18 protein-coding genes are annotated in these 21,659 nt (G+C 68.8%); 13 read left to right on the top strand and 5 right to left on the bottom strand.

Annotated features, from left to right (window positions below; genetic code table 11):
- Positions 1–170: 170 nt before the first annotated feature.
- From CG740_RS19365 to CG740_RS19355, 3 genes are all read right to left on the bottom strand, one after another.
- Entirely contained in the window at positions 171–518 is a 348-nt protein-coding gene (locus CG740_RS19365; protein ID WP_100576449.1) for an STAS domain-containing protein, read from the bottom strand.
- Between the two features lie 179 nt (positions 519–697).
- The gene (locus tag CG740_RS19360) at positions 698–1,891 is read right to left on the bottom strand and encodes a PP2C family protein-serine/threonine phosphatase (RefSeq protein WP_100576448.1); all 1,194 of its coding nucleotides are present in this window, start codon (positions 1,889–1,891) and stop codon (positions 698–700) included.
- A complete protein-coding gene (locus CG740_RS19355; RefSeq protein WP_100576447.1) occupies positions 1,888–3,546 on the bottom strand; it encodes a sensor histidine kinase in 1,659 nt (552 codons plus the stop codon). The genes CG740_RS19360 and CG740_RS19355 overlap by 4 nt, the downstream gene beginning before the upstream one ends.
- A 108-nt stretch (positions 3,547–3,654) precedes the next feature.
- Between CG740_RS19355 and CG740_RS19350 the strand changes: the two genes are divergently transcribed.
- From CG740_RS19350 to CG740_RS19305, 10 genes are all read left to right on the top strand, one after another.
- Entirely contained in the window at positions 3,655–4,428 is a 774-nt protein-coding gene (locus CG740_RS19350; RefSeq protein ID WP_100576446.1) for a response regulator, read from the top strand.
- 409 nt (positions 4,429–4,837) lie between these two features.
- Positions 4,838–5,629: a PfkB family carbohydrate kinase gene (locus CG740_RS19345; RefSeq protein WP_100576445.1), complete on the top strand. Its 792-nt coding sequence runs from the start codon at positions 4,838–4,840 to the stop codon at positions 5,627–5,629.
- Positions 5,630–6,260: 631 nt separating this feature from the next.
- A complete protein-coding gene (locus CG740_RS19340) occupies positions 6,261–7,325 on the top strand; it encodes a HoxN/HupN/NixA family nickel/cobalt transporter (RefSeq protein ID WP_100576654.1) in 1,065 nt (354 codons plus the stop codon).
- Positions 7,326–7,805: 480 nt separating this feature from the next.
- A complete protein-coding gene (locus tag CG740_RS19335) occupies positions 7,806–8,141 on the top strand; it encodes an Imm21 family immunity protein (RefSeq protein WP_234376370.1) in 336 nt (111 codons plus the stop codon).
- Between the two features lie 187 nt (positions 8,142–8,328).
- A complete protein-coding gene (locus CG740_RS19330) occupies positions 8,329–8,634 on the top strand; it encodes a hypothetical protein (protein ID WP_100576444.1) in 306 nt (101 codons plus the stop codon).
- A 557-nt stretch (positions 8,635–9,191) separates the two neighbouring features.
- Complete coding sequence (locus CG740_RS19325) at positions 9,192–10,115, top strand: alpha/beta fold hydrolase (protein WP_100576652.1); 924 nt, start codon at positions 9,192–9,194, stop codon at positions 10,113–10,115.
- Between the two features lie 57 nt (positions 10,116–10,172).
- A complete protein-coding gene (locus CG740_RS19320; RefSeq protein ID WP_199846510.1) occupies positions 10,173–10,325 on the top strand; it encodes a hypothetical protein in 153 nt (50 codons plus the stop codon).
- A 570-nt stretch (positions 10,326–10,895) separates the two neighbouring features.
- Positions 10,896–12,491 carry a DUF4331 domain-containing protein gene (locus tag CG740_RS19315; RefSeq protein ID WP_376498529.1) on the top strand — a complete coding sequence of 532 codons (1,596 nt, stop codon included), beginning with the start codon at positions 10,896–10,898 and terminating at the stop codon, positions 12,489–12,491.
- A gap of 91 nt (positions 12,492–12,582) precedes the next feature.
- Complete coding sequence (locus CG740_RS19310) at positions 12,583–13,926, top strand: tetratricopeptide repeat protein (protein WP_100576443.1); 1,344 nt, start codon at positions 12,583–12,585, stop codon at positions 13,924–13,926.
- Entirely contained in the window at positions 13,923–15,653 is a 1,731-nt protein-coding gene (locus CG740_RS19305; RefSeq protein WP_100576442.1) for a nickel/cobalt transporter, read from the top strand. The genes CG740_RS19310 and CG740_RS19305 overlap by 4 nt, the downstream gene beginning before the upstream one ends.
- Before the next feature lie 73 nt (positions 15,654–15,726).
- On the opposite strand, the gene CG740_RS19300 is transcribed toward CG740_RS19305, so the two are convergent.
- A complete protein-coding gene (locus tag CG740_RS19300; protein ID WP_100576441.1) occupies positions 15,727–16,698 on the bottom strand; it encodes an SDR family NAD(P)-dependent oxidoreductase in 972 nt (323 codons plus the stop codon).
- 141 nt (positions 16,699–16,839) lie between these two features.
- Here CG740_RS19300 and CG740_RS19295 point away from each other — a divergent pair, with 141 nt between their 5' ends.
- A complete protein-coding gene (locus tag CG740_RS19295; protein WP_100576650.1) occupies positions 16,840–17,346 on the top strand; it encodes a TetR/AcrR family transcriptional regulator in 507 nt (168 codons plus the stop codon).
- A gap of 688 nt (positions 17,347–18,034) precedes the next feature.
- Here the strand turns inward: CG740_RS19295 and CG740_RS19290 are convergent.
- Complete coding sequence (locus tag CG740_RS19290) at positions 18,035–19,483, bottom strand: FAD-dependent monooxygenase (protein WP_100576440.1); 1,449 nt, start codon at positions 19,481–19,483, stop codon at positions 18,035–18,037.
- A 162-nt stretch (positions 19,484–19,645) separates the two neighbouring features.
- Here CG740_RS19290 and CG740_RS19285 point away from each other — a divergent pair, with 162 nt between their 5' ends.
- Together CG740_RS19285 and CG740_RS19280 are read left to right on the top strand one after the other, a co-directional pair.
- A complete protein-coding gene (locus CG740_RS19285) occupies positions 19,646–20,281 on the top strand; it encodes a TetR/AcrR family transcriptional regulator C-terminal domain-containing protein (RefSeq protein ID WP_100576439.1) in 636 nt (211 codons plus the stop codon).
- A gap of 394 nt (positions 20,282–20,675) precedes the next feature.
- Positions 20,676–20,909, top strand: a complete 234-nt coding sequence (locus tag CG740_RS19280; RefSeq protein WP_100576438.1) for an acyl-CoA/acyl-ACP dehydrogenase — start codon at positions 20,676–20,678, stop codon at positions 20,907–20,909.
- The last annotated feature ends 750 nt before the right edge of the window (positions 20,910–21,659 follow it).

Below are 21,659 nucleotides of genomic sequence, written 5' to 3'. Positions count from 1 at the left end.
CTGGTGGTGAGCGAGCTGCTGACGGACGCCTACAAGTACGCGCCGGGGTCCTGTCTCCTCGAACTGCTGGTGGCCGAAGGCACGGTCTGGGCGAACCGGCGGCCCGCCTCGACTGACCAACCGACCGGCACTGCTTGTGCCGGACGTCGCGATGCCCAATAGGCCGTGAGCTAGGAGGGATCCGAGGTGCAGGCGTCGTCGACGGTCGAGAACAGGTGGAGGACCTGGTCCGCTCCGGTCATCTCAAGCAGGAGGACGACCCGTGGATGCGGAGCGGCGATATGCAGTGTCGTGGCGCGATGGGTGTGCAGCAGCAGGTTGAGGAGTGCGGAATCGGCGAAGGTGACGGCGCTGAGGTCGAGAACGACCACACCGTGCTCGCCGGCGGCCTTGGCCAGGGCCGCGGCCAGGTCGGCCGTCGTGTCGAGGTCGAGCTCACCACGCGCCACGATCACGTGGCAGCCGTTGCGGGCAAACTGCGCCGCGACGGGACCGGGACGGAATTGGCTGTCTGCCATGGGGGCTCCTGGATGCTCCTGGGGAGTGCGGGAGTGCGGGAGTGCGGGAGTGCGGGAGTGCGGGAGTGCGGGAGTGCGGGAGGGGGCATTCGCGGGTCTCGGGCCTGCGTCACGGCCGCCGCGATCATGAGGTGCGTGATGGATCGGATGCTCTGGCCCGGGCCGGGTGATCGTGAGGTTCAGCCCGTACCCCAGTCGAGGCGGAGGACGGCGAGGTCGTCGGAGTGCCGTCCGGCGTTGAGTGCGTGCGTCTCCTTGATGAGACGGTCGACGTGCACGGCCGGGTCGGCCGACGGGAGTTGCTCGATCAGGGCGAGCAGTCCTTCAACACCGAGCCGCCCGTCCACGGTGCCGTTGTGGCCCTCGGTGAGGCCGTCGGTGTAGAGGGTCAGCGCACCGTGGTCGGGCAGGGGTATGGCAGTGGCCGGCCAGTGGCACAGGTCGGGGGCGATGCCCAGGGCGATGCCGTGGGCGGCGCGCACCTCCACCGTTCCCGCCGGTGTGGTGAGGAGCGGCTCGTGGTGGCCGGCCAGGTGCAGGGTGGCGGTGCCGGCCTTCTCGTCGAGGGTGAGCAGGGCGCACGTCGCGAACAGCGGGTGGGTGCCGCGTTCGGCGATCAGGATGCGCTCCATGAGGTGGAGCAGGTCGGGGCCGCGGTGTCCGCCCAGGACGAGGGAGCGCCAGGCGATGCGCAGACAGACGCCCAGCGCCGCGGCGTCGGGTCCGTGGCCGCTGACATCGCCCACGACGGCGCGCAGCAGGCCGTCGTCGCATTCGACGACGTCGAGGAAGTCGCCGCCGAGCAGGGCCAGTTCACGCCCGGGAAGGTAGCGGGAGGTGACGCGCACGGTGGAAGTGTCGAGGATGGGCTGGGGGAGCAGTCCGCGTTCGAGGCGGGCGTTCTCCTCGGCGCGCATGCGCACGGCCTGGGCTTCGGCGCCGGCGCGTTCGGTCTGGCTGCGGTAGACGGCATAGCTCAGGGTGCGGCGCAGCAGGTCTGCCTCGACCGTGCCCTTGACGAGGTAGTCCTGGGCACCGGCCGCCATGGCATCAGGTCCGGCCTGGGACTCGGACAGGCCCGTCAGGACGATCACAGCGGTGTGCGGAGCGAGAGAGCGGACGGCGGTGACCGCTTGGGTCCCGGAGACGTCCGGCAGGTGGAGGTCGAGCAGGATGCAGTCGAAGGGTGCCGCGGTCAGGTCGGCGCGCGAGTCCGCGAGACTGGTGCGGGTGGTGAGCTCGAAGCGAAGGCCCGTGTCGTGGAGGAGCTCTTCGACGAGCAGTGCGTCGCCCTCGTCGTCCTCGATCAGGAGCACCCGGTAGACCGGCCCACCGGGTGCGATGTCGGGAAACGCTGTTGCCGAGACGGTCATGGAGTCGGCTCCGCCACGGAATGGGCGGCGCCCTGCTCCGCACCCGCGGTGCCCTGCGGTCCAACACCGGCTCGGGCGCGTACCAGAGACACCGGAGGCGTGGAAACCGACGGGGGTGCTTCGGCGAGGGTGAAGGTGATGCGGGTGCCGTCCGTGTATCGCGGGTCGACGGCGATGGTGCCGCCGTGGAATTCGACGATCTTCTTGCACATCGCGAGGCCGATGCCGCTGCCGCTGTAGGCGTCCTTGGTGTGCAGCCGCTGGAAGATCACGAAGACCTTTTCGGCGTACTCGGGCGCGATCCCGATGCCGTTGTCAGTGACCGAGAACTGCCACAGCTCGCCCTCGCGGGCGGCCGTGATGTGGATGTGCGGAGTCTGTCCGGGGCGATGGAACTTGATCGCGTTGCCGATCAGGTTCTGCCACAGCATGCCCATCTGTGTGGGATCGGCGACCAGCTTAGGCAGCTCATCACACGTGATCTCGGCGCCGGTCTCCTCGATGCTGACGCTGAGCGAGGACAGCGTGCGCTCCACCACACCGTCCAGCGCGATGCCCTCGTGCGTGTTGTGGACCCGGCCCACGCGGGAGAACTCCAGCAGGTCGTTGATCAGGGTCTGCATGCGGTTGGCGCCGTCGACCGCGAAAGCGATGTACTGGTCGGCCTTCGCGTCCAACTGGCCCGTGTAGCGGCGCTGGAGGAGCTGGGTGAAGCTGGACACCTTGCGCAGCGGCTCCTGCAAATCGTGGGAGGCGACGTAGGCGAACTGCTCCAGCTCGGTGTTGGAGCGTTGCAGGTCGGCGGCCTGTGCGTCCAGGTGCTGCCGTGCCTGCTCGGTGGCTTCCAGTTCCCGCACCAGGCGCAGGCGCATGGAGTCGATCTCCGTGCTCAACTGTCGCAGGTCCGCGGGTCCGGTCGGGGTGATCGGGCGGGTGAAGTCGCCGGCACTGATGTGCCGGGCATCGGCGCCGAGCTGTTCCAGGGGCTTGGTGACGCCGCGGCGCAGTCCCTCGAAGACCAGGCCGGCCAGGGCGACGATGACCAGGGCGATCGCCGCGAAAACCCAGTTGCGCAGGCGCATCGTGTCCGACAGGTCCGTGCGGGCAGTCAGCGCATCGGCACGCAGCCGGTCCTGCTGCCGTGCCATGGCGGACCGCAGTGCGTCGAACTCCGTCCTGCCCTCGTCGGCACGCTCGGTAGCAAGCGGTGAGGCGGCCCCGGCCGGTGAGGCCGCGATCGGCCGGGCAATCCGCGCCTGCCACTTCTCCACCGCGCTCTGCACCCTGCGCAGATCACCCAGTTCGGCGCCGTCGTCGTCCAGCAGCCGCTCCAGGGTGGCGGTGTAAGTCGCCTGCTCGGTGAGTCCCTGCTGGTAGGGCTCCAGGAAGGCGGGCGTACCCGTCAGGCCGTAGCCGCGGATCCCCGTCTCCTGGTTGAGTAGCGCCGACTCCAGCCGGAACGAGGTGCTCAACGCCGGGGCCTTCACATCGACGAGTTCATTGCTGATCGAGGCCGTACGCCCCAGTACCCACGCACCCGTCACTCCCAGAGCGGTCAGGACGGCCAAAGAAATGGCCACGCCCACGCGGAGCCAGCGCCGCGTCGTCCACCCGGACAGCCCCCGCCCCCACGGTTGCCTCTCGTCGCCGGTCATCCTCGTGCCCCTCCGCCTGTGCTGCCTCGAAACAGCGCCGCGCACACTCTAGAGCCTGTCCGACAACCAATGTTGTCGCGGGGTTGTTTGAGGGCCTAAGGTGCAGGCATGCCAGGCAAGAATTCCCCACCTCGGACCTCGCCGCAGGAGTCGGCCGAGTTGACGGACGTGGCGGTCGGCAACCTTGCGCGGCGCATCGCCCAGCACATGCTCCAGGAAACCGGATATCAGGACAGCGGCGCGGCAACACCCGCGTTGACCCTGCTGCACGTCCTGGTCCAGCTCCAGCGCTCCGCCGAACGCCTCCAACGTTCCGCGGCCGAGCAAGCCGCACAGGCCGGTGCCGGATACCCGCAGATCGGCGAGGCGAGCGGCATGACCCGCCAAGGCGCCCGCCGGCGTTGGCCGGAACTCTTCCACCACTCTTCCGAAGCACCCCAGGAGCAACCGATGATGACCGCCCCCGCCCGCGCCTACGACGTCCTGCTCGTCGAAGACGACATCGCCGACGCCATGCTCATCGAGGAAGCCCTCTCCGAGCGGGGGTCCCGCAACCTCGTGCAGACCACCGACGGCGTGGCCGCCCTGGAGTACCTGCGCGACCCCGACAGCGTGCGTCCCGACCTCATCGTGCTCGACCTCAACATGCCCCGCATGAACGGCCGCGAGCTGCTCCGGGTCCTCAAGAACGACGAGAACCTCCAGACGATCCCGGTCGTCGTCCTCACCACATCCTCGGCCCCCGACGACGTCACCGGTGCGTACAGCAGCCACGCCAACGCCTACGTCACCAAGCCCGTCAACCTCCAGGAGTTCGAGCAGGCGGTGCAGAGCATCGACGCCTTCTACCTGGAGACGGCCACCCGCCCGCCGCACAGCTGACACAGCAAGCCGGACCTTCCGGGGTGTCGGCCGGCACGGATAACGGTCGCGTCACGCTCCGCGACGTAAGCACGGACCGCGCGTTGAGGCCGCGCATGGAACCCACGTTGCCCTGGCACCGCCCGTCGCCTACGGCATCGCGCTCCTCCCCGGGGGCCTCTGGGCTCAGTCGGACACCCCAGTACACCCCGGTCTACGACGCTCTGGACCGGCTGTGGCTCCAGGCGGGCCGAGAGGTGTGCCGCGCCCGTACAGCCCAGGCTCCTGGCGGCAGACCGGCGGCTACGATCTCTTCCGCCGGGCCTGAGGGCGCGACGGCCGTAGATGCCCGCGAGCCTGCGTTTACTCGTGCCCTCGGGGGGGGGCAGTACGCGGCCGGCTCTACTGCTGTCACGCCGGGTGGCCAGGGTTGGGCCCCGCTCAGTGCGACAGCTCGCCTGCCAAGTCCAAAGCAGTCGCAGGCCTGGCTTGGCTCTACCCCGCCCACACGGACGTCGCCCGCGAGTGGGCGGCCACTGGGCCGGCGCTGGTCGTGCTCACCCTGGGCGCAGCCGGCGCGCACGCCTACTGGCGTGGAGGGCACGTGGCCGTTCCGGGCCGGCGAGTGGCGGTCGTGGACACAGTGGGCGCCGGAGACGCCTTCATGGCGGGACTGTTGAGCGGACTGATGATGCGGGGGCTCATTGCCGCGGGGCCCGGTCCGGCCCGCGGCGAGCGCGCCCGGCAGGCACTGCAAGGCGCCACTGCCGGAGCGGACCCGGCACCGGATCTGGTCTCCGCCTTCGGCCTGGCGTCCCGCGTGGCGGCGCTCACCTGCATGCGCGAGGGAGCCGCCCCGCCGACCCCTCGTCGAGCTGAAAGCTCGATACGCCACCGCATCAGGAGTTTGGCGTGCGCCATGATCTCGGTCGAGAAGTCGCGTGAGGGTGTGACAGTCAGGCTGCGCGGACCTTCACTCCGGCCGGCGATCCGCACCTCGCCCCGGCAGCGCGAAGGGTGTCCGCACCGGAGCGGCGCCACTCGTCACTTCGCCCCTTCCAGGCCGAGGGCAGATTGCGTGCCTCTCCGGGACCGGAGCGGGGGTGCCGGTGCAAGCAGCGTCTTTGATGCGCGGGGCCACGAGGGGCCACCGGCGCTGGTGGCAGACCGAACCGTAGGGGGCAGTCGGTGGCGCCAGGACCTCGATCGGCGACGGTGTTGATGGTGACTGTGCCGTCGGCGCCGGCCGGCATCACGGCAGGCCGGCTTCTTCCATCGGCGTTGAAGAGAACGGCTTGCCCGGCGCTCCGCCCCCTCTTGGGCGACCACCCGCAGCGATTTCGGCCTTGCCGCCGGAAACAGCGCCCGCTGACTTGTCCGCCGCCTGCCCAGCGGGCAGTGCGGTCAGCGGCGCCACTGACCGGCCAAGGACGCTCGCAACGGCACCGCCGCTGCTACCGCACCTCCACGGTCAGCACCGCGACCGAGTGCCACCCATCGCATCCGGTCGCGGTGGAGCAGCCCGGGGAGCCCGCGGCGCCCCTTCTTCTGCGGAAAGCCCGGCAAGACCCTCGTCCGAACCTACGCGGTGCGATCCGGTGACGAGTGCCGGCATCGAAGGTGCCTGGACGGCGGTGGGCGGCGCGGGGGTCTTTGCCCCTGCCAAGGACAGACCGAGTCTTTGTTGCGGGTTGGTTGTACTTGCATAATTGATGCAACAACGTGGAAGCGCGCATGAACCACGCGCTTGATCCACGAGTAGTAAGGCTTACGTCCCCATGTCCGTCACGCCCGATCACATGGCGCCGGCTTCCGCCGATGCCGACCCGAGGCGGGGCCGCCTCCGCCCGTCGATGACCCGTAAGGAGTGGTCGAGTCTGGGCGGGATGGCCGCGTTCATCCTCGCGCTGCACATCATCGGCTGGTTCACCCTGGTGGCGGTCGTCGCACCGGAGCACTACAGCCTGGGCAGCAAGACGTTCGGCATCGGTATCGGTGTCACCGCCTACACACTCGGCATGCGGCACGCCTTCGACGCGGACCACATCGCGGCCATCGACAACACCACGCGCAAGCTCATGCACGAAGGGCAGCGGCCGCTGTCGGTGGGCTTCTGGTTCTCGCTCGGGCATTCCAGCATCGTCTTCGCCCTGGCCTTCCTGCTCTCCCTCGGGGTCAAGGCACTGGCCGGCCCGGTCCAGAACGACAACTCCACGCTGCACAGCGTCACCGGCTGGATCGGCACCACCGTCTCCGGAACGTTCCTGTACGTCATCGCGATCATCAACCTCGTGATCATGGTGGGGATCTGGAAGGTGTTCCGGCAGATGCGCCAGGGCCACTTCGATGAGGCGGCGCTGGAGGAGCAGCTGAACAACCGCGGCTTCATGAACCGCCTGCTCGGCCGCGTCATGAAGTCGATCACCAAGCCGTGGCAGATGTATCCGCTGGGCCTGCTCTTCGGCCTCGGCTTCGATACCGCCACCGAGATCGCCCTGCTCGTCCTCGCGGGTTCCGGCGCGGCATCCGGACTGCCCTGGTACGCGATCCTGTGCCTACCCGTACTGTTCGCAGCCGGCATGTCGCTGCTCGACACGATCGACGGTTCGTTCATGAACTTCGCCTACGGCTGGGCCTTCTCCAAGCCCGTCCGCAAGGTGTATTACAACCTCACCATCACCGGGCTGTCGGTCGCGGTCGCGCTGATCATCGGGACGGTCGAACTGCTGGGCCTCATCGCCGACAAGGCGGGCCTGCACGGAGCGTTCTGGGACTGGGTTGGCACTCTGGACCTCAACGTCATCGGCTATCTGATCGTCGGCCTGTTCTTCGCCACCTGGGTGGTGGCGCTGCTGGTGTGGAAGTTCGGGCGGATCGAGGAGAAGTGGACTCGGGGGCTGGCTCAGCCGGGGGAGTAGCCCCCGAGCGAATACCGGCACCCTACGGCGAAGGGCTCCCAGGGTGTGGTGTCCCCGGGAGCCCTCTGTCGCGCCTGCCTGCGAGCGATGAGAAGACCATCACGAGCAGGACGGCTGAGTGCCGCAGGCCAGGGTGGGTCAGGGGACGAGGAGCAGGGTGCCCACCTGCTCTTGGCGGCGGCCGTAACGCCGTTCCACGTTCTGCCAGTTGACGACGGCCCGTTTGGCCGCGATGACCCGCGCGTCGCGCTCGCGCTCGTCGGCTGCCCTCGCATCCGCACGAGCCCCAAGCGCAGCGACTCGCGCTCGGCCGGGCGCGTGCGGCCCGGGGAACCGGAGGATGAGAGCACGGTGTAGGGGGTCAGGTAGGTCAGCTGCGGGCTGTGTCGACTTCGAGCGGTTGCCGTCGAGGTTCGAGTGACCAGGCCGGCCCGGCCCTGGCCTTCGCGCGGTGTCAGTGGCGGGCGGCACACTCTGCGCATGGATGCTCCTCCTGACACTGACCGCTGTGACCGCGCCGGACTGGTGTGGTTCCGGTCGATGGGCGGCCCCTTGATCCTCATTCCGGAATCCTCGGTATCCGCGTGGGGTGGATGCACGGAGAGCGGGTCCGTCCTCGGAGATGCCGATGGCCGTGATGACTACGACCGCGCCTGCGAGATGGAGGGCTGGGCCGGTGCGATCGCCGTGGGTGCGGGCGCCGGTTCTGCTCTTGTCCTGGCCGATGAACCTGCAAAGACATGCTTTCTGCCCGAGGAGCTGCTGTTCGTGTGGGTCGGCTTGGTACAGCTCGTCGCCAAGGACAGTCGCCCCTGACGCTTACGGCCCCGCCACCCACCACGCCATGGGTGGGCAGTCGCTCGCTACGGACTGGATCCATCCAGCGACCGTTCCGTGGCGGCTGCCGCCTCGGAAAGCCCCGGTTCATAAGGGCCCTCCCCATTTCTGTGGCCCGTGACGACGGGCTTTGCTCAACCGGGACGCAGCAGTCGATCATTCGCAGATGAGACCCGAAGTCCGTGTGTTCGTCGCCGATGGCCCGCTCCCCGACTGGGACACCGACGACGATGAGGAGATCGACCGCCGAGCCGAGCAGATCGAAGCCATCTCCCGGCCTGTCACGGCTCTGGCCACCTGTTTCGGCCCGGACGACTGCTATGGCGTCGCTTGGTCGCTCGTGCACCTGATTGAGACCGGTCCAGGCCCGGTTCCGCCCGTGACCCGGCCCGGACCAATCTCCAGCCTCTGGCAGCAAACACTCTGGAATCGGTGGGGAACCGGGGATCCCGGCGATGACCGCACGAGCTAGGGCCTGCCGGTCCGGTCAGGGTGTGCGTCGCTCCACCTCGGTGACGCGGAACCGCTAGGACGTCCGCTGGGCCTCCAGCGGACCGCGGTCGATCCGCAGCCCCGCCAGGAATACCGGATAGGTGTAGAGCTTTACGTGCTTCCCTATCGGCGGCGTCAGCTTCCCTACCCAAAGGTTCGAGCCTGGCACCCTCGCAGTGCATGGGACTCTGCGGGTTGCCCCGCGTCCGAGCGCTAGGGGGCGGAGTGCTGGCCGCCTCTAGCGGTCGTCGGTTTCGCGGAGGAAGAGTCGAGGTGGCTTGGGTGTCCTCCCCAGAGCTCGCTCAGACGGCTTCAACTGGCTCCATTTTGAGCAGGGTTGACGGAGGCGGGGGGCGGTGTGATTCGGCTCCGGTTCGGTATGCCGCGCCCACCTTCGAGTGAAGGTACGGCCCCCTTCGGGTGACGGCCACCGCTACTTGTCGACGGGGCGTGTACAAGTGGGGCTTCCGGTGGTCCCGTCTCTCCTCGGAGTTCTCTGTGTCTTCTGCCGTCTCCCCGGTCCACGTCCCCTCGCAGATGCCGGGAGGCGGGGCGTCCGCGGCAGTGGAAGAGCGTCGGCTCTCGTGGGAGGGGTACGCGTACACCGCTCGGATCGTCCGACGGTGTGCCCCGGTCACGGAGCCGCTTCTCGTACTCGGCGGCTCGGATCAGACGCGGTATTCCTGGGTGCGGCATGAGCGGTGGCTCGCGGAGCTGGGAACGGTCGTCACGGTTGATCTGCCGGGCTTCGGAGACGCGGACTTCCTGCCGGCCGAGCACGGCATCGACTTCCTCGCCGAGTGCGCGCACCACATGCTGGGCGAACTGGGGCTCGGGCCGGTGAACTTGTACGCCGGCTGTTACGGCGGCGCGGTCGGCCTCCGGCTTGCCCAGCATCATCCGGAACATCTGCGACGAGTCGCTGTCCAGGGCATGTCGGACCACGTCCCGGGCTGGTTCGCTAAGGCCCTGGTGGGATGGGTGCGGATGCTCCAGGACGGGCGTGTCGAAGACACGGCTGAGGAGTTCGTCCAGTGTTTCGTGCCGCCACCGGGTGATCTCACCGTGCGCAAGCATGCGGCGTTGGCACGTCTGATGCACCAGCAGTTCGTGGCGCAGACCCCGCGGGATGTCGCGGTGACGGTGGAGCGGAACCGGCGGCTGCTGGCCCACGACTGGTACCGGCGGGCCCCCTTGCCCGCCGTGCCGTACCTCGTGTTCACCGGCGAACACGACACGCTCACCACGCCCGACATGGTCCGCGCGGTGGCGGCGGACCTGCCGGGCTCGCACTTCACGACGATCGCCGAGTGCGGGCACCTTGCCCACCTTCAGCGGCCGCGGGACTTCTGTGACCTGCTCGTCCGGTTCTTCCGCGACGAGCCCTTGGAGAAGGCGGAGCTGCCGTACTGCAGCCCATTCGAGAGGAACAGTCCGCTGTCTTTCGCGAGTGTTCAGTAGCAACTCTCGCCCGTATGCCCAGTATTTCGCTCGCCTGGGGCGACAACCGCTCGGCGATTGGCCTTCAGCGCGATTGGCCGGCGGCGCCGAGCCGGTGACTACGACTGGAGCGAGATCGACGACAAGTACCGCGAGGCCGGTATCTTCCCCGTGATCCCCGAGGCCGGTCTACGCGCCACGCTCGGCATCCTTGCCCGCACCGTCGAGTAGCTCCCCCGCTCGCGCCACGTAGCTCAACTCGACTGCCTAGAAAGCGAGTTGCCCGCTGCCCAGCGAAAATCAGGGTGCGCGTGGGGGCAGCAGTCGCCGTGAGTGTCACGACGGGCTCGATATGCCGAAGGCGACTGGGGCCGGATTGGGCCGGCCGGGTCCCTCCTGGGCGGTGCACCCCCTCGCGGTTACTGCAAGCAGGTCGCAATAGGGCTGCGGGTGCACATCTGGGCTAAGGGTGCGAGGGCGTGTCGCCCTCGATTTCCCGAGCCGCCGCAGTGCGGTTGCGTCGTCCTGGCCTGCGGATTAACGGATGTCTCCGGCCCGCGAGCGCCCTGGAGAGGTATGCAGACGGCCCCGGCAGCGTTCCGGGCGTGATTTTGTGCCGCTTGCGCAGTTTGCATGGAGGTCTGTCCCAGCCCCCGACAGTCCCATCAGCTGCCTTTCCTGCGTCCCGGGCGTGCCGATTCACGCATCCAGGATGCAGAACGTCATTCCGCCGCATCCCCTTTCCCCCTGCCTCGTCCTACACGTCGCCGGCCGGGGGAGCTCCCGCTCGGAAGGATCTCCGTGAAGGCAACTCACGGCACGCCGCGATCGCGCCGCGTACTGGACCACTCCCTGCTCGTCCTCGGTGCAAGCGCCTTGGCGACCGGCCTGGGCATCATGACCCTGGCGCCGGGCATCAGTTCGGCCTCAAGTCACCGTGAGGCACCGCTGATCGCCGGTGACCCGCGGGCGGACAACACCGACGTGTACGCGTTCACCAGCCCCGACAAGCCCGACACCGTGACGCTGCTGGCCAACTGGATCCCGTTCGAGGAGCCCAACGGCGGGCCGAACTTCTACGCCTTCGGCGAGGACCTCCGCTACAACATCAAGATCGACAGTGATGGAGACGGTGTCGCCGACACCACCTACACCTGGCGCTTCCACAACAAGGTCCGCGACGCGGCCAACCAGTTCCTCTACAACACCGGGCCCGTCACTTCCCTGACCGACCCGAACCTGAACTTCCGCCAGGTCTACGACCTGGTGGTCTCCCATGGGCAGGACAGCAAGGTCCTGCTCCACGACGCTCCCGCCGCGCCGTCACGGGTGGGCCCGGCTTCCATGCCGAACTACGCGTCCCTGCGCAACCAGGCCATCCGTACGCTGCCTGGCGGCGGAAGGACGTTCGCGGGTCAGTCCGAGGACCCGTTCTTCGCCGACCTGCGGGTCTTCGACCTCCTGTACGGCGGGAACCTCTCCGAGCGCGGCCAGGACACCCTGGCCGGCTACAACGTCAACTCGGTCGCCCTGCAGATCCCCAAGTCGCAGCTCGCGCTCAGGGGCAACAGCTCGCGCAACCCGGTGGTCGGCATCTGGTCGACCACCGACCGCCAGGGTGTGCAGGTCTCCGACTCCCGCTCCCAGCGCGGGGATCGGTGGAAGCAGGTCTCGCGGCTGGGTAATCCGCTGGTCAACGAGGTCGTCGTCCCGCTGAAGTACAAGGACGCCTTCAACACGCTCAACCCGGACCAGGACCGCACGGTGCAGCCCGTCGTGGACAAGGTCCTCGACCCGATCCTGCCCAAGCTGATCCAGAAGGTGTACGGGGTTCCCGCGCCGGCCACCCCGCGCAAGGACCTCTTCGAGATCTACCTCACCGGCATCTGCAAGGCGTGCGGGCCGGTCAAGGCCGATCTCAACGCCCACCGCCTCAACAAGGACGCCAACCTGCGCAGGATCGTGCCGGCCGAGGAACTGCGGCTGAACATGGCCGTGAGCCCGGCCGCGAATCCCAACCGACTGGGCGTCCTGGCAGGCGACCTCGCTGGGTTCCCGAACGGCCGGCGGCTGACGGACGACGTCATCGACATCTCCCTGCAGGCTGTCGAGGGTGCCGCCCAGACCGGGCAGATCGTCCCCGCCCTGGCCGACGGCGACCAGGTCGACGCCAATGAGGTGCCGTTCGGAACTACGTTCCCCTACCTGGCACTTCCCCACACCAAGTCGGTGAACAGCGGGCCGGGCGGATCCGACCGGGCCCAGCAGTCCGCCCTGAAGCACACCGCTGGCGGAGGTGTGACCGGCCAGACGATCGCCACCGGCACCAGTGCCGCCGGCGTGCTTCTGCTGGGTGCCGGCGGCTGGCGCCTGCGCCGCCGCACCACGACCAGCTGACCTCGCCACCCGAGACCAGCAGTCACACGTGTCCGGCCCAGCCCCCGGGGTGCGGGGCCGGACACGTGCACCGCACCAGGGGAGGAAACTCATGCACCCGCACGCCCCCGCGCCTGACGTCCGGCCACGGCGTACCCGGCGAACGGTACGCAGCGCCGTCGCCGCACTGGCTCTGGGCACGGTCATGTTCACCGCCGGTGCCGTGGGCCTCTCGCCCGGCGACGACGGCCAGAAGCCGGCCTCAGGACCGGCCGCTCCACCACCGGCGAGAGGCTCGATCGAGGCTCTGCGCGCGCGAGTGAAGCATCTGCCCGGGGACGCCGGAGCCTGGGCGGCTCTGGGGATGGCCTACGTGCAGCAGGCACGCACCCTGCCCGACCCGGCCGCCTACGCACGCGCAGAGCAGGCACTCGACAGGTCTCTGGCCGTACAGAAGGACGGCAACGCCAATGCGGAGATCGCCATGGGGGCGCTCGCAGCAGCACGCCATGACTTCCCCACGGCACTGACCTGGGCCCGCCGCGCCACGACGACGGCTCCCTACAGCTCGGTCGCCTATGGAGTTCTGGCCGACGCCTACACCCAACTCGGCCGCTACGACGACTCGTACACCGCGGTCCAGCGCATGAACGACCTGCGCCCCGACGCCTCGGCGCTGGCCCGCGCCTCCTACACCTTCGAACTGCGCGGCGACACCGAGCGGGCCCGCGAGCTGATGCAGCGCTCCCTGACGGCCGCGGCCACCACCGGCGAGCAATCCTTCGCCCGAGTGTGCCTGTCCGCGCTGTATTTGCAGGACGGTGACGCCCGAGGAGCCCTGGCGCAGGCCGATCAAGGGCTGCGCACCACACCCGGCGACTCCGCACTCCTCGAAGCCCGCGCCCGAGCCCGCACGGCCCTGGGCGACTCGCCCGGCGCGGTGCGCGACTACGAGGCCGCCATCGCCGTCGTACCACTGCCGCACTACCTGCTGGGCCTCGGCGAACTCCAAGAGTCCCTCGGCCACCGGGCCGAAGCCGACACCCAGTACGCCCTGCTGCGCGCCCAGGACGCCATCCGCCGCACCGGCAACACCCCGGCCGACACCGACGCCATCCTCTTCGAAGCCGACCACGGCAGTCCCGCACGCGCCGCAGACATGGGTGAGGAGTCGTTGCGCACACGGCCGTTCATTGCCGTACACGACGCCTACGCCTGGGCCCTGCACCAGGCCGGGCGCGACGAGCAAGCCCTCACCCAGGCCGACCAAGCCCTGGCCCTCGGCACACACAGCGCGCTGTTCCACTACCACCGCGCCGTCATCCGTCACGCGCTCGGCGACGAAGCCGGGGCCGACGACGACCTCAGAACGGCACTGCGGCTCGACCCCCATTTCCATCCGCTGCACGCACCCGCAGCGCGCGTCCTCCTCCAGCAGATCGACACCACCTCATGAATCCCATGCTCCGCCGCACCACGACGGCGACTGTCACCGTGGCGCTGACCTCGGCCGTCCTGCTGCCGCAGGCCCATGCCGCACTCGCGCACCCCTTGGGCAACTTCACCGTCAACTACCACACGGGCCTCACCCTCCGGGCCGACCGCGTCGATGCGAAGGTGATCGTCGACCGGGCAGAGATCTCCACCCTCCAGGAACGCCCCCGCATCGACCTGGACCACGACGGCGCCACGTCCCCGGCCGAAGCCGACCGCTACAGCAAAGCCGCCTGTACGGCACTCGGCCGCCAGCTCCACGCAGACGTCCGCGAACGCCCCGTCGGCTTCAACCAGACGTCACACGGGCTGACCTACGAGCCCGGGCAGGCGGGCCTCAACACCAGCCGGCTCACCTGCACCTACACGGTGCCCGCGGACCTCTCCCAGGCCGCCGACGTCGCCGTCCGCACCACGTACGACACTCAGCGGATCGGCTGGCGCGAGATGACCGTTCGAGGCCAGGGTCTTGCGATCACCGGCACGGAACTCCCCGCCACCTCACCGACGGACGAGCTGCGGCACTACCCGCCGGATCCCACCACGAGCCCGCTCGACCAGCACACCGCACACCTGCACACCCAACCAGGCGCCACGGCAAGCACACCCGGCGCAGCTGCCCTGCCCGGGGGCAGCTGGGCAACGGGGATTTCCGACGTGGTCACCTCGCGCTTCGACGCGCTGATCGGAGGGCGTCAACTCACCATTCCTGTAGGCCTCTTGGCAGTACTGCTGGCCTTGGTCCTGGGCGCCTCGCACGCGGTGCTACCCGGACACGGCAAGACCATCATGGCCGCCTACCTCGCCGGACGGCGCGGCACCAAACGCGACGCCGTCACCGTCGGCGCGACCGTCACCTTCACCCACACCGCGGGCGTCCTCGTGCTCGGGCTCGCCCTGCCCACTGCCACCCACCTCGCAGGCGAAACGGTCCTGAACTGGCTCGGCGTGGCAAGCGGATTGATCGTCACCGGCATCGGCCTATGGCTACTGACCACCAACCTGCGCGGCCGACCATCCCACGGGCACCACCATGACCATCACCACGGCACAGGCCACCATCACCACCATCATGGGGACGGCCACCGTCATGGGGACGACCATGGGGACAACCACCACCATCACGATGACGAACTCGGCCACGATCACGGCCACAGGCACCACGACAACTACGGGCAGGGGCATCGCGTGGCCCCCGAAGCCCCATTGCGGACCAGAGCCCGCCTGCCACAGCGCCGCCGCCCGGCCGCACCACAGCGCGGAGAACCCGGCACGGTCGCCACGCTCACCAAACCCGAGACATGGCCCTCCGACAGCACGCCGCCCCACCAGCATGGGCCGGCCCGCCGGCAGGGGCGCGGCGGACTCATCGGCATGGGCATCGCAGGCGGCCTGGTCCCCAGCCCCTCAGCCCTCGTCGTCCTCCTCGGCGCCGTCGCCCTGGGGCGCACCGCTTTCGGCGTCTTCCTCGTCATCGCCTACGGCCTCGGCATGGCCGCCACCCTCACCGCGGCCGGACTCCTCCTCGTCCGCCTCCGCGACCACCTGGAAACCCGCACGACCACTCTCTCGAACCGGTCCCAAGCAGTCCTGCGCCACCTCGCCAGGATCGGCCCCGTGATGACGGCAGTGCTCGTCGTCATCGTGGGCGCCGGCCTCACCATCACCGCCCTCACGCCGACGATCTGACGCCGCGTCGACGGCGTGGCGACGACCACCAGCCAGGACGGCGGCGGTACCGCTTGCCGTGGCGCCGAGAGGGTCAGACGCGGAGCAGGTCGGTCGAGACTGTCCAGAGGCGCTTGGCGATGGCGGGGTCGAGCGCCCATTCCTTGACACCGTGCGGGTGCTGCGTGAGGTCGGCGTCGTTCGTCACGGTGTAGGCCTCGTGTGCATCGTCTAGGTAGTGGCCGCCGGAGTGCGCGAACTCCGGGGCGACGGCTGCGACGATGCTGGTGGCAGCGCCCTGCTCGACCGTCTTGTACGTGAAGACTCCTGCGGCTTCGGCCGCGTCGAGCGACTCCTTCTGTTGCGTTGTGAAGTTCCGCTGCAGTCCCGTCGAGACACCGCCGGGGTTCACTGCATTGGCGATGATGCCGTCGGATGCCCAGAGGCGACTTGCCTCGACGGCGAAGAGTGAGTTCGCTGTCTTCGACTGGGCGTAGGCAATCTGCGGATCGTAGCTGCGACGCTCGAAGTGGAGGTCGTCGAAGTCGATGCCGGCACGCATGTGCGCCGTCGAACTGACCGAGACGATCCGCGCTCCGTCGCGGTCGGCCGCACCCAGGGCCAAGGCGTCATGAAGGCCGATGGCGAGGGCGACGTGCCCAAGATGGTTCGTCGCGAATTGCAGCTCCCAGCCTTCACCTGTGCGTTCGAGGCCACCGGTGACCACGCCCGCGTTGTTGATCAGCAGGTGCAGCGGGCCGTCCCACGCGTCAACGAATCGCGTGACGGTGGTCCTGTCGGCAAGGTCCAGCCGGAGGGCTCGGGGTCGTATTCCCCCGGTCGACTTCTCGATCGTCTCAGCGACGGCTTCCCCCGCCGTCGTGTTCCGGACAGCGAGCGTCACCTCTGCCCCGGCAGAGGTCAACGCGCGAGCCGTCTCGATCCCGATTCCGGAGGAAGCTCCCGTCACGATCGCACGGACCCCGGTGAGGTCGATACCTCGCAGGACCTCGTCCGCGGTGCTGGAGGCGTTGAAGGGCGTGGAGATGGGTTCGCGAGGAGTCATCACGGTAACTATACGCACTAGTCTTGATTTGTATAGTACGACTCACGCTCGTATCCTCGGTCCATGAACAGGCTCACCCCCAGCCCCTCGCCGTCGACGGTCGCCGACACCGACCGTCGGACCATGGTTCTGGACTCCGCCATGGTCACGTTCGCGCGATTCGGTTACCGGAAGACCTCGATGGAGGAGGTGGCGCGGGCGGCGGACATCTCCCGGCCCGGGCTGTACTTCCTGTTCTCCTCGAAGGACAGCCTGTTCCGCGCCGCCGTCACCCAGGCATTGGAGCGCGACCTCGCAGCGGTCGAACACGTCCTGGCCGACACTGGCCGCCCCCTTGCGGAGCGCCTCCTCGCTGCGTTCGACCAGTGGGCGGGCCGCTACATCGGCCCGCTGACACGGGATGTGGCGGTGGTCATCGAGGACAACCCCGGCCTCCTGGGGGAGATCGTCGTGACCACGCCGCAACGTTTCGAGCAACTGATCACCAACGCGATCGCCGTGGAGGCAAAAGTGGAGGCAAAACAAGCGGCGGCCGGCCAAGTCGCCCAGACGATGATCAGCGCATCGACGGGCCTCAAGCACCAGGCAGCATCGCGGGACTTCTACCTCGAACGACTGGAGGTCGCCATCGATCTCCTGGTGCGCTGAAGACGCCCACCGAAGCCGCAGGAGAGAGCCCGGCCGAACAGCCAGGTCCGCCCGCCGGGCCAGATCTGGCACCGATTCCCCGCAACCGGACGATCCTCGGGCGCCCGGAACGTACGCCGACCCGGCAGGCTTCCAACCCTGTTCGGCCTACGTCAACACGTGTGCCCAACAGGGAAGATGGCGTACGCGCATCAGCTTTGGGGCGCACAGACGCATGGACGGTCTCGAAAGGAGGCTGAGCAGTCAACGCGGTCGAGTTGATGACATGGCGGCCGGCCCCAACGCGGCCGCGGGAAATCCAAAGAACATCAAGAGTGCCGCGAGTAGCGTGGCGCTGGGCGCCTGGCCCCGAGAGGCCCCGAGCCGCAGGCCGCGGATGCTCCGGCGGAGTCACTCGTGGGCCCTTCTCGCTCGATGGTTTGCAGAGCCTGCCCGTGCGCAGTGCAAGCTCACGATGCGCCATCCGGTGATGGTCGGGGCGGCGAGGCGAGTTGGCGCGGCGTGCAGCGGAATCGGTTTCACAGAGTGGTCCGCGCGGTCCCCCGTCTATGGATACAGCCTTCCCGGCCGGTTGTGCAGCTCGTCCGCGCCTGGCCGGGATCACGGCCGCCTGCAGTCGGAGTCGCAGACATGTCCGGCGGCCGGTCCGGTTCGAGGCAACGGGCCAGGAAGGTCTGGTGCCTCGGTGTCAGCCGGCGTGCATGTGTACGGGTGCGTGGCGGGTGCTTTCCACGTCGCTGGCCCAAGCGACGTGACCGTCCGGGCGGATGAGAGCCGAGCGGACAGCCGACCAGGCGGGGCGTGGGGTGGTGAGCCGCGCGCTGTGGAAGTCGGCGTTCCCTTGGGAGCCTGCGATGACGGCGCTGCCTTCGCCGGTGAGGTCGAGCAGCACGTGGCGTCCGCCTCGAAGAAGCTCGAACAGCCTTCTTCCGCTGCTGAGTTGAAGATCTGGTGCACGCCGCCCGGTCAGGGGGTGAGCGCTCTCATCGGCCGGTGGATAGGCGACGGACAGTCCTGAGAGGCGTTCCGCCAGGGTCAGACTGAAGTCCGGGACGGTGGTGATGAGCTGTCCGAGCAGCGTGCGTAGCGCATGGCCTTCGGCGGAGTATGTCGTCATCAATCCGGCCTGCGCCTGGGTGTGCAGCAGGAGTTCGGCTCCCACGGGGTGGCGTTCCGCGTGGTAGACGTCGAGCAGTGCGTCCGGTGCCGAGCCGTGGAAGACGGCGGCCAGTCGCCAGCCCAGGGCGGTAGCGTCCTGGATTCCGACATTCAGCCCCGGGCCGCCGGCGGGAAAGTGCGTGTGTGCCGAATCGCCGGCCAGTAGCACCCGGCCCTTGCGGTAGTGGGCTGCCTGGCGGGCGGCGTTGCCGAACCGCGAGAGCCAGCGTGGGTCGCGCATGGCGAAGTCGGTGCCCGCGATGCGGACGACCCTGGCGCGTAGTTCGTCGAGGGTCAGCTCGCCGCGATGCTCCGGACGCAGGCTTTCCGGATCGTTGCCCACGATCCGGCTGACGCCGTCCGGGAGCGGGAAGACCATCAGGTTGCCGTGCGGTCCCGAGAACTGCGGTGTGGCGGGCGGCGCGTCGAGGATCACGTCCCCGAGCCAGGCCCACAGGGTCGCGGACGTGCCGGGAAAGTCGATGCCCGCGGCCTGGCGCACCGTGCTGCGGGTGCCGTCGCAGCCCACCGCGTACGCCGCTCGTATCCGTTCGCTGCCGCGCGGGCCCTCGACGGTCACGTCGACGTGGTCCGGTTCCTGCCTGAGGTCGGTGACCCGGTGTTCGCGCAGAACCTCGACGCCGAGGGCCGTCGCGTGCGCGGCGAGCAGCTCCTCGGTGCGGGCCTGGGGGAGTGCGAGCGTGAACGGGAAAGGAGTGTCCAGCGGGGCGAAGTCCATCCGTTCTTGGAGCGCGGCGAAGTGGCCGTTCGGGATGCGTACGCCGTCCGCGAGGAACGGTTCGACCGTGCCCCGGCAGTCCAGCACCTCCAGAGTCCGGGGATGCACGGTCAGGGCCCGTGAGTGCGGGTCGGGATGCCTGCGCGCCTCCAGAACGGTCACCGGTACGTCCCGCAGGCGTAGTTCGGCCGCGAGCCACAGCCCCACGGGCCCCGCCCCGACGATGACGACACGGTCCATCGCGCTCCTCCCGTCCCTTGTGCCTGTCCCGCTCGTGCCACTCGTGAGATCAGCTCGTGCCATCTGACGTGTTCACCCCTCGCGTCACGGCCCCTCCTTCTGAGCGGCCACCAACTCGCCCTTGGTCGGCGACCAATGACTTGCTTCCCGTAAGCTAGGTCAGTGACCAAGGATCAGGCAAGTGGGAACGACGGCGGCCGGACCAAGCTCGGGCCCGAAGCTGTAGTGAGGGCCGCTCTGGGGCTGCTCGACGAGCGGGGGGCGGACGCCGTCTCCGTGCGCGGCACCGCCGACCGGCTCGGTGTCCGCATGAACACGGTGCTGTGGCACGCCAAAACGAAGTCACGGCTGCTGGAACTGATGGCCGATGCGATCGCCGCCGAAGTGCCTCTGGACGGCCTGCCCGACGACTGGGCCGAGCGAGTTCGCGAACTCGCCCACCGCTACCGGGCCGCCCTGCTGGCCCACCGCGACGGTGCAGCCCTGGTGACCGGCACCTACGCCGCCGAACCCGGCACGCTGCGGTTCGCCGACACGATGCTGGAGGCACTGCTCGGTGGCGGCCTGAAGGAGCGGGACGCGGCCTGGGCCCTGTGGACGGTGCTGTATCTGACCCTGGCCCTCACCCAGGAAGAACAGGCATTGCAGAGCCAGACGCAGCACACCCTGTCGGCGGCACTGAGTACGGGCGCGTACCCCTCCCTCCAGCGTGTGGCGCCGTATATGGAGGACATCGACTTCGCGGAACGCTTCGACTTCGGCCTCTCACTCATCCTCGACTCACTCAAGCGCGGGTAGGAGGAGGGAACGTCCCCGCTGGGGGAGGGCTACAGTCGTCCACACCTTCGGACTCTCGGATTAACCAGAGGCCCTGTGATGGGGTGCGCGGCACCCTGCGGCAGCCAACCGGGACCCGCTGTCCCGGATGGCGACGGGTGCGGTTGTTGATGCTGGCGAGCAGCCGGTTCATGAAGTGCCTGTCGACGCGGTGGCCACCAACGCCCCATTGCAGCGCGCGAAGTCCGCTCGGTCCCACTGGACCACCAGGTGGAGAGGCATGCCGACGCGGTCGCGGTCGTGATCCTGGCCGAGCTGGGCGGGCTGGTGGCTGCTTCCGGCGAACTTTTTTTGGGAGGGGGCTACCGAGCCGCCGGGGCCGGGACTGACTGCCTCGCTCCGTGATGACGGCTGGATGACCACTGGGCGCAAGCCCTACTGCTCGGGGGCGCACAGCTGCACCAACGCGCAGGTGACCGTGCTGGCCGACGACGGCCGCCGTCTCTTCGCCGTCAGGACCGGCCTCTACTCCCGCTTGGCGGGTTGCCGGTCGGTCGAGGGGAGCTGGGAGGCACTGGGCATGGCGGCCAGCGACAGCGCCGACGCGATCTTCACCGATGTGCGCGCGATCCCGGCCTGCGATGCGTAGAGGCCTATGTGGAGCGTCCTGGGTTTCAGCACGGTGGCATGTGTTCCCAGGGCTGCCATTCGCAGTGCGAGACAACATAAGTGCACGAGTACGGCTCTGGAGCCTCCCTCTTCGGCCAATCCAAGCTCTACGGGCAGGTGCCGGGCGGCGTGGTCATGTCACTGGATGGTGACAACAGTGTCGTGGGGTGACGACGCCCCTGTTGTCCCGGCGAGCAGTCGGTTCATGCTGATCGAGCAAGGCCGAACGAACTGCGGTGTCCGTGCTCAACTACCGTTTAACAGAGGGGCTTTCATGCTCAATGACCGTTGCGAAGGCGTCCCTGTCTTCGCCATTCCCGGCAGAGGATGTCGGCCACACCTGAGCCCATCGGGCGCGGCCACGCCCAGCTGCGCCTCACCATCCTGAAGCCTGGCAAGGCCGTTATCTTCGATCTGACTCGAAGCCTCGACACCCGCGGCGAGAGCCTCGCGCGGCCCGCGAACGCCCTGATCACGTTTCCCGGCGAGACTCGCACCGTCACGCTCGACTGGTCCGCCGGCGGCGGTATGGAGGGCGCCTGCACCGACGTACAGGTCTCTCCCCCCACACACGCGACTAGCTGGAATCCTGTGGCGCCGGTCCACTCGTCGCCAGCGGCGCACGAGGCAAGTATCCGCAGGAGGCCGGCTCCACGGCCATGATCAGCAAGGCGACGCGTGCAGGGGGGGCCGGTCCGGGCCAGGAACAGGCTTCAGCCAACTAGCCAAC

It is taken from the genome of Streptomyces sp. CB01201 (assembly GCF_002803085.1).
Lineage (GTDB): Bacteria > Actinomycetota > Actinomycetes > Streptomycetales > Streptomycetaceae > Streptomyces > Streptomyces hundungensis.
The sequence above is the reverse complement of the archived record's forward strand: the minus strand, read 5'-3'. Positions and strand labels throughout refer to the sequence as shown.

What these genes read in the sequence shown, in the direction of transcription:
- CG740_RS19365 (WP_100576449.1), bottom strand. Translation starts at nt 518, where the DNA reads ATGGCAGACAGCCAATTCCGTCCCGGTCCCGTCGCGGCGCAGTTTGCC.
- CG740_RS19360 (WP_100576448.1), bottom strand. Translation starts at nt 1,891, where the DNA reads ATGACCGTCTCGGCAACAGCGTTTCCCGACATCGCACCCGGTGGGCCG.
- CG740_RS19305 (WP_100576442.1), top strand. Translation starts at nt 13,923, where the DNA reads ATGAATCCCATGCTCCGCCGCACCACGACGGCGACTGTCACCGTGGCG.
- CG740_RS19340 (WP_100576654.1), top strand. Translation starts at nt 6,261, where the DNA reads ATGACCCGTAAGGAGTGGTCGAGTCTGGGCGGGATGGCCGCGTTCATC.
- CG740_RS19330 (WP_100576444.1), top strand. Translation starts at nt 8,329, where the DNA reads ATGAGACCCGAAGTCCGTGTGTTCGTCGCCGATGGCCCGCTCCCCGAC.
- CG740_RS19335 (WP_234376370.1), top strand. Translation starts at nt 7,806, where the DNA reads ATGGATGCTCCTCCTGACACTGACCGCTGTGACCGCGCCGGACTGGTG.
- CG740_RS19310 (WP_100576443.1), top strand. Translation starts at nt 12,583, where the DNA reads ATGCACCCGCACGCCCCCGCGCCTGACGTCCGGCCACGGCGTACCCGG.
- CG740_RS19300 (WP_100576441.1), bottom strand. Translation starts at nt 16,698, where the DNA reads ATGACTCCTCGCGAACCCATCTCCACGCCCTTCAACGCCTCCAGCACC.
- CG740_RS19325 (WP_100576652.1), top strand. Translation starts at nt 9,192, where the DNA reads ATGCCGGGAGGCGGGGCGTCCGCGGCAGTGGAAGAGCGTCGGCTCTCG.
- CG740_RS19295 (WP_100576650.1), top strand. Translation starts at nt 16,840, where the DNA reads ATGGTCACGTTCGCGCGATTCGGTTACCGGAAGACCTCGATGGAGGAG.
- CG740_RS19290 (WP_100576440.1), bottom strand. Translation starts at nt 19,483, where the DNA reads ATGGACCGTGTCGTCATCGTCGGGGCGGGGCCCGTGGGGCTGTGGCTC.
- CG740_RS19355 (WP_100576447.1), bottom strand. Translation starts at nt 3,546, where the DNA reads ATGACCGGCGACGAGAGGCAACCGTGGGGGCGGGGGCTGTCCGGGTGG.
- CG740_RS19350 (WP_100576446.1), top strand. Translation starts at nt 3,655, where the DNA reads ATGCCAGGCAAGAATTCCCCACCTCGGACCTCGCCGCAGGAGTCGGCC.
- CG740_RS19280 (WP_100576438.1), top strand. Translation starts at nt 20,676, where the DNA reads ATGACCACTGGGCGCAAGCCCTACTGCTCGGGGGCGCACAGCTGCACC.